Annotated in this window: 11 protein-coding genes; 6 read left to right on the top strand and 5 right to left on the bottom strand. The window is 65.3% G+C overall.

Annotated features, from left to right (window positions below; all coding sequences use genetic code 11):
• The first annotated feature begins 28 nt into the window (after nt 1-28).
• Nucleotides 29-1,210: a GNAT family N-acetyltransferase gene (locus tag AAFG16_RS23900; RefSeq protein WP_342740751.1), complete on the top strand. Its 1,182-nt coding sequence runs from the start codon at nt 29-31 to the stop codon at nt 1,208-1,210.
• A gap of 75 nt (nt 1,211-1,285) precedes the next feature.
• Here the strand turns inward: AAFG16_RS23900 and AAFG16_RS23895 are convergent, their stop codons facing one another.
• Complete coding sequence (locus AAFG16_RS23895) at nt 1,286-3,586, bottom strand: exopolysaccharide transport family protein (protein WP_342740750.1); 2,301 nt, start codon at nt 3,584-3,586, stop codon at nt 1,286-1,288.
• 201 nt (nt 3,587-3,787) lie between these two features.
• Here AAFG16_RS23895 and AAFG16_RS23890 point away from each other — a divergent pair, with 201 nt between their 5' ends.
• From AAFG16_RS23890 to AAFG16_RS23880, 3 genes are all read left to right on the top strand, one after another.
• The gene (locus AAFG16_RS23890) at nt 3,788-4,921 is read left to right on the top strand and encodes a glycosyltransferase family 4 protein (RefSeq protein ID WP_342740749.1); all 1,134 of its coding nucleotides are present in this window, start codon (nt 3,788-3,790) and stop codon (nt 4,919-4,921) included.
• 120 nt (nt 4,922-5,041) lie between these two features.
• Nucleotides 5,042-6,589: an undecaprenyl-phosphate glucose phosphotransferase gene (locus AAFG16_RS23885; RefSeq protein ID WP_342740748.1), complete on the top strand. Its 1,548-nt coding sequence runs from the start codon at nt 5,042-5,044 to the stop codon at nt 6,587-6,589.
• Between the two features lie 167 nt (nt 6,590-6,756).
• A complete protein-coding gene (locus AAFG16_RS23880; RefSeq protein WP_342740747.1) occupies nt 6,757-8,010 on the top strand; it encodes an O-antigen ligase family protein in 1,254 nt (417 codons plus the stop codon).
• On the opposite strand, the gene AAFG16_RS23875 is transcribed toward AAFG16_RS23880, so the two are convergent.
• Nucleotides 7,982-8,455: a MarR family transcriptional regulator gene (locus tag AAFG16_RS23875; RefSeq protein WP_283086956.1), complete on the bottom strand. Its 474-nt coding sequence runs from the start codon at nt 8,453-8,455 to the stop codon at nt 7,982-7,984. The genes AAFG16_RS23880 and AAFG16_RS23875 overlap by 29 nt on opposite strands.
• Nucleotides 8,456-8,602: 147 nt before the next feature.
• On the opposite strand from AAFG16_RS23875, the gene AAFG16_RS23870 reads away from it, so the two are divergent.
• Nucleotides 8,603-9,799, top strand: a complete 1,197-nt coding sequence (locus AAFG16_RS23870) for an FAD-dependent monooxygenase (RefSeq protein ID WP_342740746.1) — start codon at nt 8,603-8,605, stop codon at nt 9,797-9,799.
• Between the two features lie 142 nt (nt 9,800-9,941).
• On the opposite strand, the gene AAFG16_RS23865 is transcribed toward AAFG16_RS23870, so the two are convergent.
• The 3 genes from AAFG16_RS23865 to AAFG16_RS23855 are packed head-to-tail and all read right to left on the bottom strand — an operon-like array spanning nt 9,942 to nt 12,688.
• Entirely contained in the window at nt 9,942-11,120 is a 1,179-nt protein-coding gene (locus AAFG16_RS23865) for a saccharopine dehydrogenase NADP-binding domain-containing protein (RefSeq protein ID WP_342740745.1), read from the bottom strand.
• 9 nt (nt 11,121-11,129) lie between these two features.
• Nucleotides 11,130-11,912: a DUF169 domain-containing protein gene (locus AAFG16_RS23860; RefSeq protein WP_342740744.1), complete on the bottom strand. Its 783-nt coding sequence runs from the start codon at nt 11,910-11,912 to the stop codon at nt 11,130-11,132.
• Between the two features lie 59 nt (nt 11,913-11,971).
• Nucleotides 11,972-12,688 carry a YdcF family protein gene (locus AAFG16_RS23855; protein ID WP_342740743.1) on the bottom strand — a complete coding sequence of 239 codons (717 nt, stop codon included), beginning with the start codon at nt 12,686-12,688 and terminating at the stop codon, nt 11,972-11,974.
• 232 nt (nt 12,689-12,920) lie between these two features.
• On the opposite strand from AAFG16_RS23855, the gene AAFG16_RS23850 reads away from it, so the two are divergent.
• Entirely contained in the window at nt 12,921-13,862 is a 942-nt protein-coding gene (locus tag AAFG16_RS23850; RefSeq protein WP_342740742.1) for an acetamidase/formamidase family protein, read from the top strand.
• Nucleotides 13,863-13,983 lie beyond the last annotated feature (121 nt).

Genomic DNA, 13,983 nt, shown 5'->3' with positions numbered 1-13,983 from the left:
TTTTTTCGTTTCTCGACAGGTTTCGCGAATGACCATGGCTGCGGCGATGCAAAGCCGGACGGCGGAAGCGCCAGCGCGGTCGAAAGCGAGCCGTATCGCGCACGTCGATATCGTCACGGATCTGGCCGAGGCCGAAACAGCTTGGCGCGCGTTCGAGGAGAGCGGCCACCTCTTCACGCCCTACCAGCGCTTCGACCTGCTCGGCCCCTGGCAGCGGCTGGTCGGCGGCTGCGACGGCGCCCACCCGTTCATCGTCATTGCCCGCGACGCCGAGCGCCAGCCGCTTCTGCTGTTGCCGCTTTCACTGCGTCAGGGGCACGGCGTGCGCACAGCCTGCTTCATGGGCGGCAAGCATACGACCTTCAACATGGGTCTGTGGAACGCCGAGTTCGCTGCGCAGACCACCAGCGCCGATCTCGACACGCTGCTTGCGTCGCTGCGCAATCATGTCGACGTGCTCTCGCTGACGCAGCAGCCGCTGCGCTGGAACGACCAGCAGAACCCGTTTGCGGCTCTGCCGCGGCAGAGCGCGATCAACGGCTGCCCGCTGCTGGTGATGGAGCCCGGCGGACCGCCCGCATCGCGGATCAGCAACTCCTTCCGCCGCCGCCTCAAGAGCAAGGAGAAGAAGCTCCAGACGCTCGCCGGCTACCGCTATCATCTCGCCACCACGGATGCGGACATCACCCGCCTGCTCGACTGGTTCTTCCACGTCAAGCCGGCGCGGATGGCCGAGCAGAAGCTGCCGAACGTCTTCGCCGAGCCCGGCGTCGAAGCCTTCATCCGCAGCGCGTGCCTCGCCCCGCGCGGCGACGGCCGCGTCATCGACATCCACGCGCTCGAATGCGACGACGAGGTGATCGCGATCTTCGCCGGTGTCGCCGACGGCCAGCGCTTCTCGATGATGTTCAACACCTACACCATGTCCGAGCACGCCCGCTACAGCCCCGGGCTGATCCTGATGCGTTACATCATCGACCGTTCAGCCGAGCGCGGCTTCCGTTCGCTCGATCTCGGCATCGGTTCGGACGACTACAAGCGGATGTTCTGCAAGGACGACGAGGACATCTTTGACAGCTTCGTCCCCCTGACCTCGCGCGGCAAGCTCGCGGCGATGGCGATGTCGTCGCTCAGCCGCGGCAAGCGGCTGGTGAAGCAGAACCAGATGCTGTTCGATCTGGCCCGGCGGCTGCGGCAGGCGTTCGGGTAGTTCTCTTCCCTTCTCCCCTTGTGGGAGAAGGTGGCGCGAAGCCACCCTCTCCCACAAGGGGAGAGGGTAAGAACGTCACGCTGCCACGACGCGCGGGGCTTCTGGTGCGTTTGACGGCTGCACCGGCCTGCTCAGCATCGTCACCTCGCTGAAGCCGACGGCTCTGAGCTGCTCGCACATCGACGTACGGGCATCCTGCGCCATCGCGGCATCGGGCACCACGACGGCGCGGGCATGCGCCGTCAGCAGTTCGGCAGGCAAGTCCGAAGCGCTGCCCGCGTCCAGCAGCACGTGGTCGTAGGCACGGAGCAGCGCGTCAACCGCGAGTGTCACCCGCGGCGATTGCAGCAGGCTGCGGTCGAAGCCGGGGCGGCCGGCCATGACCAGGTGCAGCCGCGAGAGCTTGTCGCGGGTGATGACTTGCGCGAACGAAGCCTCGCCCTGCATCAGTTCGGCAAGGCCAGGCGCTGTGGTATCGACGGACACGGCTGCGATGGTCAACGACGACCCGGCGAGATCGACCACGACGACGCGCGCGTCGCGCGCCAGATGCCGGGCGAGCGTCAACGTCGACAGCGTGATGGCTTCGCCCGGCGCAGTGCCGAGCACCGTGATCTTCCTAGCCGCTGTGCCAGCGGCACGCAGGCGGTCCGCCAGATGCTCGATCTCGGCGAACTCGCTGACGTCGGCATTGGCGGTCATCTCCGGCTGGAGCGGCGCGGGCTCCGTCATGACCGGATCGACGAGCGGTTCGACGACCGGCTCGACCACCCGTTCCTGGCGCACCGGCGCCGGTGCCGGGGCGATCGCCGCCAATGCGCGCGGCGCGGTCTGGCGCAGCAGCTCGCCGGTGACGACGACGCCGGACGAGAGCAGCAAGGTCGCGATCGTCGCGATCAGCACGATCGGCAGCTTCTTCGGATAGGCCGGCGTGTTCGACACGATGGCACGCGAGATGATGCGGCCATCGGTCGGCGCGGTGTCGATGGTCTCGCGGGTGTTGGCCTCGCGGTATTTGGCGAGATAGGTCTCGAGCAGGTCGCGCTGCGCCTTGGCCTCGCGCTCGAGCGCACGCAATTGCACGTCCTGACCGTTGGTCGAGGTCGCCTGCTTCTTGAGCTGCTCCAGGCTCGCCGACAGTTCCTGCACCCGGCCGCTGGCGAAGCGCGCGTCATTCTCCAGCGAACGGGCGATCTTGGCGGCCTCGTCGCGGATCTGGTTGTCGAGATCGGCAAGCTGCGCCTTCAGCTCCTTGATACGCGGATGATTGCCGAGCAGCGTCGAGGATTGCTCGGCCAATTGCGCCCGCAGGGCTACGCGCTGCTGGGATGGCCCACGAATCGATTCCGAGTTCAGCACCTCGGAGGCCTCGATCGGCTTGCCGCTCTGGAGCATTTCGCGGATCAGGCGCGCCTTGGCTTCGGCATCGGCCTTCAAGGCGCGCGCATTGTTGAGCTGGGTGTTGACCTCGCCCATCTGCTGGTTCGACAGCGTGGTGTTGTTGGTCCCGACGAACAGGCTCGACTTGGAGCGAAAATCCTCGGCCTTGGCTTCGGCCTCGGAGACGTTCCGCCTGAGCTCGTCGATCCTGCTGGCGTACCACAGGCTCGCGTTCTTGGCTTGATCCTGGCGCGCATCCTGCTGCAGCACCAGATAGCCGTCGGCGATCGAGTTGGCGACGCGCGCGGCAAGCTCCGGATCGGCGGACTGGAATTCGACCACGATCACGCGCGACTTGTCGACGGCGTAGGCCTGGAGGCGCTCGTAATAGGCGTCGAGCACGCGCTCTTCCGGCGTCATCGAGAACGGATCGCGGCCGATGCCGACCAGCGCCGCCAGCGACTTCAGCGGCGAAATGCCTTGCAGCACCGGATCGAATTCGGGCCGTTCGGCAAGCTTGTTCTTCTTGATGATCTCACGCGCGAGATCGCGCGACAGCACCAGCTGCACCTGGCTGGTGACGGCTTCGGCGTCGAGCGCCTGCCGCTCCTCGGCGCGGTCACTGTTCGGCCGCAGGAATACATTCTCGCGGCCATCGATCAGGATGCGCGCCTCGGATTTGTAGCGCGGCGTGACGAGATTGACGGCGGCGATGGAGGCAACGAGCGCGAGCACCGTCGGCACGATGATCCAGCCGCGCTTGCGCGCCAGAGCCGCGCCAAGCGCGTGCAGGTCGATGTCACCGGATTCGACCGGGACCTGCTTCGGGGCGACGGGTGCAGGCTTTGCTTCGATCCTGTTGGCTTCAACCTCGGGTGCGGCTTCGGCCACCTTGGCTTCAGCCTTAGCTTCAGCCTTAGATTCAGCCTTGGACTTCGAGACAGCCCGCGCGACCACAGCCTTGTCCTTGCCGGCACGCCAGAACGCTAAACGCATCGAACACTCCCGCAGGGCAATGCTGCGACTCTACCTCAACCATGGCGATTACACTCCATTAAGGTTGCCGCTGGGTTAATCGCGCGACGCTGCGATCGGGCGGACTTGCGCCCGACACCGTTTGTTAACCACGAGGGCTCTTAATCCATCTCGATATTTCGAGAATTGTTCGAGCATCGCCTTCGAGCGCTGGTTCTGATCATGCCCCCCTCTCCCGACCGGCCGCTCCGCATCCTGCACGCCGTACGCGCGCCCGTCGGCGGCATCTTCCGCCACATCCTCGACCTCGCCAACGGCCAGGTCGACCGCGGCCATCATGTCGGCATTCTCGCCGACAGCCTCACCGGCGGCGAGCGCGTCGACAAGGCACTCGTCGAACTCGCGCCGCGACTGAAGCTCGGCGTGCACCGCCTTGCGATTCGCCGCGAACCCTCGCCGGATGATTTCCTGGTGTGGCTTCGGATGCGCCGCCTGATCGCCAAGCTCAAGCCCGACGTCATGCATGGCCACGGCGCCAAGGCCGGTGCCTTTGTCCGCATGCGGCGACGCTCCGACGATACCATTCGCATCTACACCCCGCATGGCGGCTCGCTGCATTACCCTCTCCACACGTTCAAGGGCGAATTCTACGCACGGCTGGAACGCACGCTGATGGATGCGACGGACCTGTTCCTGTTCGAGAGCGCCTTTGCCCGCAACACCTATCAGCGCATCGTCGGCACGCCGAAGGGCGTGGTGCACTGCGTCTTCAACGGCGTGACTCCGGAGGAGTTCGAGCCTGTTATCACCGCGGAGGATGCCACCGATCTCGCCTATGTCGGCGAGTTCAGGCGCATCAAGGGCGCGGATTTGCTGGTCGATGCGGTGGCGCGCCTGCACGCAAACGGCAGGAAGGTCACACTGACGCTCGGCGGCGATGGCGAGGAAACGGCGGCCTTGAAAGCGCAGGTCGAGAAGCTCGGCCTCGCCGGTGCCATCCGCTTCATCGGCCACGTCAAGGCGCGCTACGGCTTCTCCAAGGGCCGGCTGCTGGTGGTGCCTTCGCGCGGCGATTCCATGCCTTACGTCGTGATCGAAGCGGGAGCGGCCGGCATTCCCATGATCGCCGCCCGGGTCGGCGGCATCCCCGAGATCTTTGGTGCCGACAGTCCGGCGCTGTTCGCGCCGAGCAACGCCGAAGCGATGGCGGAAGCAATTGCTGCAGCGCTCGACGATCCGCAAGGCACCGCGCAGCGTTCGTCCTCTTTGCGCGAGCGCATCTCCGCGCATTTCTCGCAGCAGGCGATGGTCGATGGCGTGCTCGCGGGCTATCGCGACGCATTTGCCAATCATTAACCACTGTTCGGGTCGCTTTAGAAAATCTTCCGATTTGTTCGATAATCGACGTGCCAGGGGATGCTGACCCGGGGGCGCAAAGTCGCTGCCCGCGGGTTTTTGGAATGGACGTGGACGCCCGTGGAACCGCTCAACGCACGCTCGATGCTCGATGCCGCGACCAGCGCTGCGGCCGGCCCGGTTGACAAGCCCTTCGTCGAACGCCGCCGCCGGCTCTCGCCGGCCGCGCTCGATGTCGTCAACCAGAAGGTCGCTCGCGCCTATTCGCCGATCGTGATCACAGGCTTCGTGCGCGCGGCCGACTTCACGCTGCTGAGCCTCGTCGGCGCCGCACTCTATGTCGGCTATGTCATGCCGCTGTCCGGCTTCAGCTGGGTCTATCCTGCGCAGATCGTCGCCGTCGCAGTGGCCGCCGTGGTCTGCTTCCAGGCCGCCGACATGTACCAGGTGCAGCTGTTCCGCGGCCATCTGCGGCAGATGACGCGGATGATCTCGTCCTGGTCGTTCGTCTTCCTGCTGTTCATCGGCGTTTCCTTCTTCGCCAAATTCGGCAGCGACACGTCGCGGCTCTGGCTCGCCGCCTTCTTCTTTCTCGGTCTTGGCGTGCTGATCGGCGAACGCCTCGTGCTGCGCTCGCTGGTGCGCAACTGGGCCCGTCAGGGCCGGCTCGACCGCCGCACCATCATCGTCGGCTCCGACCGCAACGGCGAGGAGCTGGTCGAGGCGTTGAACGCGCAGGACGACTCCGACATCCACGTGCTCGGCGTGTTCGACGACCGCAACGACAGCCGCGCGCTCGACACCTGCGCCGGCGCCCGCAAGCTCGGCAAGGTCGACGACATCGTCGAGTTCGCGCGCCGCACCCGCGTCGATCTCGTGCTGTTCGCGCTGCCGATCTCGGCCGAGACCCGCATCCTGGAGATGCTGAAGAAGCTCTGGGTTCTGCCAGTCGACATCCGCCTCTCCGCGCACACCAACAAGCTGCGTTTCCGGCCCCGCTCCTATTCCTATCTCGGCGAGGTGCCGACGCTGGACGTGTTCGAGGCGCCGATCACCGACTGGGATCTGGTGATGAAATGGCTGTTCGACCGTGTCGTCGGCGGCATTGCGCTGCTCGCAGCGCTGCCGGTGATGGGACTGGTGGCGCTGGCGGTGAAGCTCGACAGCGCCGGCCCCGTGCTGTTCCGCCAGAAGCGCTTCGGCTTCAACAACGAGCGCATCGACGTCTACAAGTTCCGCTCGATGTACCATCATCAGGCCGACCCGACCGCCTCGAAGGTCGTGACCAAGAACGACCCGCGCGTCACCCGCGTCGGACGCTTCATCCGCAAGACCAGCCTCGACGAGCTGCCGCAGCTCTTCAACGTGGTGTTCTCCGGCAACCTCTCCCTGGTCGGTCCGCGCCCGCATGCGGTGCAGGGAAAGCTCCAGAGCCGCCTGTTCGACGAAGCCGTCGACGGCTATTTCGCCCGTCACCGCGTCAAGCCCGGCATCACCGGCTGGGCCCAGATCAACGGCTGGCGCGGCGAGATCGACAACGAAGAGAAGATCCAGAAGCGCGTCGAGTTCGACCTTTATTACATCGAGAACTGGTCGGTGCTGTTCGACCTCTACATTCTGCTGAAGACGCCGATCTCGCTGCTGACCAAGAACGAGAACGCGTATTGAGTTGAGTTTCTCGTCATGCCCGCCTTGTGCGCAGTTGCGCACTGGGGCGGGGCATCCAGTACGCCGAGACGCCGGGGGTGAACCTCGCTGCCTCTGAGTACTGGATCGCCCGGTCGAGCCGGGCGATGACAGCGGTATTTGTGGCGTATAAGTAGCGTGAGCGTGTGATGGCGTATGCGGCGACAGCCGGTGGAGTGAACGCAGCCGCGCCGGCTGCGCCCGGCGTGCTGGCGCTCCAGCGCGCGCTGGTGTGGCTGGTCGGCGCCTCCGGCGCGATCGTCTTCATCGAGCCGAGCCCCTACGAGATCGCGACGCTGCTTGCCACCGTCACCTTCTTCGCCACCGGCTTGCGGCTGAAGCTCGTCCTGATGCCGCTGATGCTGATGCTGGTGCTGCTCAATGTCGGCTACACCATCAGCGCAATCCCGCTGTTCGAGCAGAGCGAGGTGGTGAGCTGGATCGCGACCTCCTGGTACATGGCGGTCACCGTGGTGTTCTTCGCGATGATCACCTCGGAGGACACCGCGGCCCGGCTCGACATGCTGCGGAGCGGCCTCGTGGTCGGCGCGATGGTCGCCTCGCTCGCGGCGATCGCCGGCTATTTCCACCTGGTTCCGGGCGGCGACGATCTCCTCACGCTCTACGGACGCGCGCGCGGCACGTTCAAGGACCCGAACGTGCTCGGCGCGTTCCTGATCCTGCCGGCGCTGTTCGCGCTCCAGAGCGTGGTCTCCGACAAGCTGGCCCAGGCGCTCCGGAACGTCATCGCCTTCGGCATCATGTCGCTGGCGATCCTGCTTGCCTTCTCCCGCGCCGCCTGGGGCGGGCTGGTGCTGACCTCCGCCTTCATGCTGGCGCTGATGGTCCTGACCAGCCGCACCAACGCGCAGCGCTCGCGCATCGTCGTTATGGCGATCGTCGCCGCGGTGCTGGGCCTCGCGCTGATCGCTGTGCTGCTGTCATTCGATTCCACCGCCGAGATGTTCAAGCAGCGCGCCAGCTTCGACCAGAGCTATGACGAAGGCCGCTTCGGCAGGTTCGGCCGGCACATCCTCGGCGCGGAGATGGCACTCGACCTGCCGCTCGGCATCGGCCCGCTGCAATTCCACCGCTTCTTTCCCGAGGACACCCACAACTCCTATCTCAACGCCTTCATGTCGGGCGGCTGGCTCTCCGGCGTGTGCTATCCCGCCCTGGTTTTCACCACCGTGATCATGGGCTTCCGCCACATCTTCGTCCGCGTGCCCTGGCAGCGCGCTTATCTTGCGGTCTTCTCCGCCTTCGTCGGCACTGTCGGCGAGAGCTTCGTCATCGACACCGACCACTGGCGGCATTTCTGGATGATGCTGGGCGCAATGTGGGGCATGATCGCCGCCGCGCAAGCGTACAAGACTAGGGACGAGGACCCTTCTTCAGCTTGAGCTCGGGCCGCTTTTCCGGCGGCGTGTCGAGCAGGCCTTTCAATGCAGCGGTCGCCGCGAGCACACCCTTGTAGCCCTCATTTGCAAAGCGCAGCAGGAGACGCAGCTCCTCATCGGAATAGGCGCTGAAGACTTTCTCCATGGCCTGCTGCAACGGCACATAGAGCTCGCCGATCTTCGCCCCGGTCTCCGGCACGACCGAAATGAAGACCTTGCGCCGATCGTTCTCGTCCCGCTCGCGGCGCACAAGGCCAGCCTTCTCGAGTCGGTCGACCACACCGGTGATCGCGCCCGTGGTCAGGCCCGTCACCTCGGCAAGCCGCCCTGCGGTGACGCGGCCCTCCAGATACAGGATGTCCATGCATTCGAGGTCGGAATTGGCAATTCCGGCAACGTTCGCAACGGTCTGGCCATAGAGCACGCCCTGCGCGGACGACCTGCGCATCGCTTCCTCGAGCTCCTGCAACAATGCCGCGCGCGCTTTCGTCCTTGACAAGGCCGCCCTCGTATCTTAGTCGATATATATCTTAGTCACTAAGAGATTTAGTGACCTTAATTTCTCCTAGCACCACGGCAACGTCGGGAGCAAGCCATGTCCAGCCGTCCACGCAAGGCCCTGATCATCGGCGCCGGCATCGCCGGGCCCGTCGCCGCGATCCTGCTCCGCCGCGCCGGCATCGAATCCTCGATCTACGAGGCCTGGCCCTATTCGAAAGGCATCGGCGGCGGTCTTCAGATCGCGCCGAACGGTATGCACGTCATGGACGAGATCGGCCTTGCGAACGAGCTGGTCAGCCGCGGCTCGGTCGCGGAGTCCTTCGACTTCTACTCGCAAGGCGGCGAGCGGCTCGGCTCGATCAATCGCGACATGGAACGGCGCTTCGGCCAGCCGGCGGTCAATGTCTGCCGCGCCACGCTGAACGAGATGCTGATCGACAAGGCCTGGTGCTCTTGCGTCTCGCTTTATTTCGAGAAGCGTCTGATCAAGATCGAGGATCGCGGCGACCAGCCTGTTATCGCCTATTTCGCCGACGGCACCACCGCCGAGGGCGACTTCCTGATCGGCGCCGACGGCGTGCATTCCATTACCCGGCGCCAGGTGGTGCCGGACGGGCCGCAACCATTCAACACCGGCCTGATCGGCTTTGGCGGCTTCGTGCCGCACGCCGTGCTCGACGGCCGGCGGATCGGCCGGCACGTCGAGACGACGTTCGGCCAGAGCGGGTTCTTCGGCTACGGCTACTGCAGTCCGGATCCGAATGACGGCGTGATGTGGTGGAGCACGCAGCCCGCCCACGGCATGGACGCCGCGATGTTCCGCGCGCTCGACCAGCCGACGCTGAAGCAGCATCTGCGCGGCTTCCACGGCGGCTGGCACGATCCGATCCCCGACATCATCGAAGCGGCCGAGACTATCGTGGTCACCGATACGCTTGACGTCGCGACCCTGCCGACCTGGTCGCGCAAGCGCTCGCTGCTGATCGGCGACGCCGCGCATGCGACCAGCCCCCATGCGGGCCAGGGCGCCTCGCTCGCGCTCGAGGATGCGATGAGGCTCGCACGCCTGATGCAGGACGGCCAGGAGCTCGGCGCCACCTTCCAGGCCTTCGAGGCCGAGCGCCGCCCCCGCGCGGAGAAGATCGTTGCCATGGCCCGCCGCAACGGCAACAGCAAGCGTGAGTTCAGCGCCACCGGCGCATGGATGCGCAATCAGATGATGAAGTGGCTGCTGCCGCTCGGCGCCAAGAGCATGGACTTCATGTATGCATATGACGCGCGGGCGGTGTAACGGCACACTGTAGTAGGGTGGGCAAAGGCGCAAAGCGCCGTGCCCACCATCTCTCTCGAATCGAGACAATGGTGGGCACGCTTCCGCCTTCGCTCTTCGAGCTACGGCGGACAAGTCGCTTTGCCCACCCTTCGATACCGAACTAGTTCTCCACCCCGAACGTCAGCCCCGCATTCTCCTGCAGCCGCTTGATCAGCTTGTGCTGCATCGCTGCACCCGGCGTCCAGATGCCGCCGGGGACATCCGTCGCATCGCGCAGCAGGCAGATCGCGCATTCAGCCATCATCTTCGAGGTCGAACCATAACCGGGATCGCGGTCGCCCTTCACGAAGGTGCGGACCTGGCGTCCGTCAGGCGCGATCGCGACGAAGAGCAGATCATACATGCCATTCTCGCGCTCTTCCTTCGAGGGCCCCTCGCCGGGCTTGGGCCCGGCCTGCGTGGCCATCCGGTTGTTGGCCGCCACGATCTTCTTCGCCAGTTCCGCCCCCTCTTCGCCGGGACCGGTGATCTGCATCTCGTCGTAGACGAATTCGCGCCCGTAGGGAAAACCCAGCAGCATGTTGGAACGGTGAACGTTTCGGGTGTTGATGTTCGCCATGAAGAACGGCGTCAGCCAGGTCTGAAGATCCTCGTCGAAGATCGGCTTGTTGCCGGGCGGTTGCTTTGGCCCCTGGAAGTCCGGCGTCAGCGCAAAGGGATCGCGCACCAGCGCAAACAGGCTCTGGTCCTTTGACGCCGCCTCGAAGATGGCGCGACCACTTGCTGCCGTGCCGCCGGAGAAGGTGCCGCGCATCTCGCGCACCCGGCCCTTGACGCGCGGGGCCGTTGCACCGAACACGCGCCTGGCCTCTTCCTGGACGGTGAAGACGCCGAGCTCAAACGGGATCGAGTCGTAGCCGCAGGAGAAAATGATCCGTGCGCCCGACTCTCGCGCGCTGGCAAGATGGGCGTCGATCATGCGACGCATCCACGGCACCTCGCCGCACAGATCGAAATAATCAGTGCCGGTCGCCGCACACTCCGCGATCAGCTCGTTGCCATAGAGCAGGTACGGACCGACCGTCGTGATGACCGACCTCGTCCGCGCCACCATCGCCTTCAGCGAGGCGGCATCGGACGCATCGGCGACGATCAGCGGCGTATCCGCGGGCGCGCCGATCGCATCGCGCACCGCTTTCAGCTTGTCGAGGCTACGGCCTGCCATCGCCCATTTGAGCTGCTTGTCGTCCTTGTAATGCGCCGCCAGATATTCGGCGACGAGTTGGCCGGTGAAACCGGTCGCACCGTAGACGACGATGTCGAATTTCGCTGTGCTCATGGTCGTCCCTTACTTTTTCGCGTAACTCACGCCCATGCCGGCACGGACGTCGCTTTGAATACCATAGGGCGGGATCGGATAGCGCAGGCCGTTCTTGGCCAGCGCCTTCATGCCCTCGATTGCCTTGGCAAGATGCGCTGGCTTCAGCGCCATCAGCATCTCCTCGTCCGGCACGCCGCCATAGCGCCGTTCGGCATAGCATGGCAAGGACAGGCTGGGCTCGCCGGTCTTGAGCGCCCGCCCCCAGGAATCCGCGCAAGCGGTTTCGCCGACCACGCCCCATTCGAACTTCTTGTAGCCGGTATATTGCAGCCCGTTGATCAGGATGATCATCTGCCCGGGTGTCGCGTAGACGAGGCAGATGTCGGGCGGATCGAGCCGGCCGCTCTGGAGCGGACTGACCGCGAGCGCCTGGTAGCGTCCAAACGGCACGACGTCGAGCGCCTCCTGGCGCTTGCGCGCATCTTCCGCCGTGCCGTGCCAGACGCCGACATAGTTTTCGCCGGCGAGCCATTTTTCGTCCTGGGGCGCGAGGCCGATCACCGCGCGGCACTGCGCGCCGACCAGATCTTCGCCCGTGATGCCGACGGTCCAGCCCAGACGCGCAGCCATGCTGACGATCTGGTCGGTGGTGTGGATCGCGTTCGGCCGCCGGATTTTCGGGATCGCCTCCATCTCCGCGACATGCGCGAATAGCTTCATGCCGATCACCGTCGTCTTCAGCCGCAACAGGCTGTTGAGATCGACGACGAGGCCGGCAAGATCGATCCTGTCTGCGCTCTGCTGCGGCATGGCATCCTCCGGGCCGGCGATCGCGCGCCGGTGCTGTGTTCTTGTTTTGCAGCCCCGTTCTAGTCCGTGGCCGGTCCCGGAAGCAACTCGCCGGTCCGTCCCGTGACGCGGTACGCCAAAAGGCCGATCCATTCGCGCATGGCGACGTCGGTCTTGCTGAGGCCTTCCGCTCCGTTGCGGGTGAAGGCGAAAAGCGCGTCGCGCCCGCCCGTCCGCCAGTCGACAGGGTAGGCCTCGACGTCAAATCCGGCTTTGCGGAACACCCCCATCGCGCGCGGCATGTGGAAGGCCGACGTGACCAGGAGCCACCGCTCGCCCGGCTTCGGCATCACCAGCTGCTTCGTGAGGATCGCGTTCTCCCAGGTGTTGCGGGACTCGCGCTCGACGATCAGCCGCTCCTTCGCTATGCCGATGCTCTCCAGGATCGGCACGGAGTAGTCGGCCTCCTTGGCCTCGGTCGAGATCAGGTTCGCCGAGCCTCCGGTGAAGACGATGCGCGCATTCGGATAACGGCGAGCGAGCTCGGCCGGCGCAAAGAAGCGATCGGCCGCGTGCGAGACCACCGGCGTGCTGTGCGCCGCCGACAAATCGGTATCGACGGAGCCGCCGAGCACGATGATGCCATCCGGCGCGCCGCGCGAGGAGTCCCACGCCGGAAACCGCGATTCCAGCGGATACAGCAGGAAATTGCCGAACGGCGAAAACGCAACCACGGCCAACAGGACCAGCGTGGTCGCGGCCAGCTTGCGGCCGAGCGATGCAAAGCGCGTCACCATCAGCAGCAGAGACAGGATTCCGAGCTCGAGCAGCAGATTGACAGGCAGCAGCGCGGTGCCGAGCGTCTTGGAAAGAACGAAATACAGGGGAGCCTCGCTGGAATGATCATGCCGGGCTTGACCGGCCCATCCTTCTTCAGAAATCTTCTTGAAAGAGGATCGATCGCCGGGTCAAGCCCGGGCACAGCAGGTTCTCATGACGAGACCTGATGAAACCGGACGGACGCGGCAAATGACCCATCATCACCTGCATTCAAGCCCCGAGACCTGCCATTGGGGCTTCTTCGAAGCCGCCCTCAAGCCCGTCCTCACCATCGCGAGCGGCGACGAGGTGACGGTCGACACCATCAGCGGCGGCCCCGACGTGCTGCCCGACCGCAACAAGTTTCACATTCCGCCGGAGATGCACGAGGTTCATGCCAAGAACGAGCGCATGCTGCCCGGCCACATCCTCACCGGCCCGATCGCGGTCGAGGGCGCCGAGCCCGGCGACGTGCTCGCGGTCGAGATCCTCGACGTCCAGCTCCGACAGGACTGGGGCTGGAACATGATCAAGCCGCTGTCGGGCACCCTGCCCGACGATTTCCACGAAACGCGCCTCCTCAACATCCCGCTGGACCAGACGCGGATGGTCGGCCGCATGCCGTGGGGCCTCGACCTGCCCCTCAAACCGTTCTTCGGCGTGATGGGCGTATCGCCGCCGCCAGCCTGGGGCCGCATCTCCTCGCTGGTCCCGCGCGCGATGGGCGGCAATCTCGACAACAAGGAGCTGGGGGCGGGGGCGACACTCTACCTGCCGGTGTTCGTGCCAAGCGCGCTCTTCTCCTGCGGCGACGGCCATGGCGTGCAGGGCGACGGCGAGGTCTGCGTCACCGCGATCGAGACCGCGCTCCGAGGCCGCTTCCGGCTGACGCTGCGCAAGGATCTCGGGTTCGACTATCCCCGCGCCGAGACGGCGACGCACTACATCACCATGGCGATGGACCCCGACCTCGACCAGTGCGCCGTGCGCGCGCTGCGCGACATGATCGTGCTGCTCGGCGAGACGCGAAACCTGTCGCGCGAGGATGCCTACACGCTTTGCAGCCTGGCGGCCGATCTCAGGGTGACCCAGACCGTCAACGGCGCCAAAGGCATCCATTGCATGATCGAAAAGGCGATCGTGCACGGCTGAGCCGAGCCCACCTTCCCTGACCTGCCGATGCCACTCCGCGCCCGCCCTTCCGGGCGGCACGTTGAGTCGCGCCCAATTTCATGTGCGATTCCAACGGGCTGATCAACGAACTCAACCTGCA

The sequence above is a fragment of the Bradyrhizobium sp. B117 genome, from assembly GCF_038969555.1.
In the GTDB taxonomy this organism is placed as follows: domain Bacteria; phylum Pseudomonadota; class Alphaproteobacteria; order Rhizobiales; family Xanthobacteraceae; genus Bradyrhizobium.
The sequence above is the reverse complement of the archived record's forward strand: the minus strand, read 5'-3'. Positions and strand labels throughout refer to the sequence as shown.

What these genes read in the sequence shown, in the direction of transcription:
- AAFG16_RS23850 (WP_342740742.1), top strand. Translation starts at nt 12,921, where the DNA reads ATGACCCATCATCACCTGCATTCAAGCCCCGAGACCTGCCATTGGGGC.
- AAFG16_RS23895 (WP_342740750.1), bottom strand. Translation starts at nt 3,586, where the DNA reads ATGCGTTTAGCGTTCTGGCGTGCCGGCAAGGACAAGGCTGTGGTCGCG.
- AAFG16_RS23900 (WP_342740751.1), top strand. Translation starts at nt 29, where the DNA reads ATGACCATGGCTGCGGCGATGCAAAGCCGGACGGCGGAAGCGCCAGCG.
- AAFG16_RS23890 (WP_342740749.1), top strand. Translation starts at nt 3,788, where the DNA reads ATGCCCCCCTCTCCCGACCGGCCGCTCCGCATCCTGCACGCCGTACGC.
- AAFG16_RS23860 (WP_342740744.1), bottom strand. Translation starts at nt 11,912, where the DNA reads ATGCCGCAGCAGAGCGCAGACAGGATCGATCTTGCCGGCCTCGTCGTC.
- AAFG16_RS23865 (WP_342740745.1), bottom strand. Translation starts at nt 11,120, where the DNA reads ATGAGCACAGCGAAATTCGACATCGTCGTCTACGGTGCGACCGGTTTC.
- AAFG16_RS23870 (WP_342740746.1), top strand. Translation starts at nt 8,603, where the DNA reads ATGTCCAGCCGTCCACGCAAGGCCCTGATCATCGGCGCCGGCATCGCC.
- AAFG16_RS23855 (WP_342740743.1), bottom strand. Translation starts at nt 12,688, where the DNA reads ATGGTGACGCGCTTTGCATCGCTCGGCCGCAAGCTGGCCGCGACCACG.
- AAFG16_RS23880 (WP_342740747.1), top strand. Translation starts at nt 6,757, where the DNA reads ATGGCGTATGCGGCGACAGCCGGTGGAGTGAACGCAGCCGCGCCGGCT.
- AAFG16_RS23875 (WP_283086956.1), bottom strand. Translation starts at nt 8,455, where the DNA reads ATGCGCAGGTCGTCCGCGCAGGGCGTGCTCTATGGCCAGACCGTTGCG.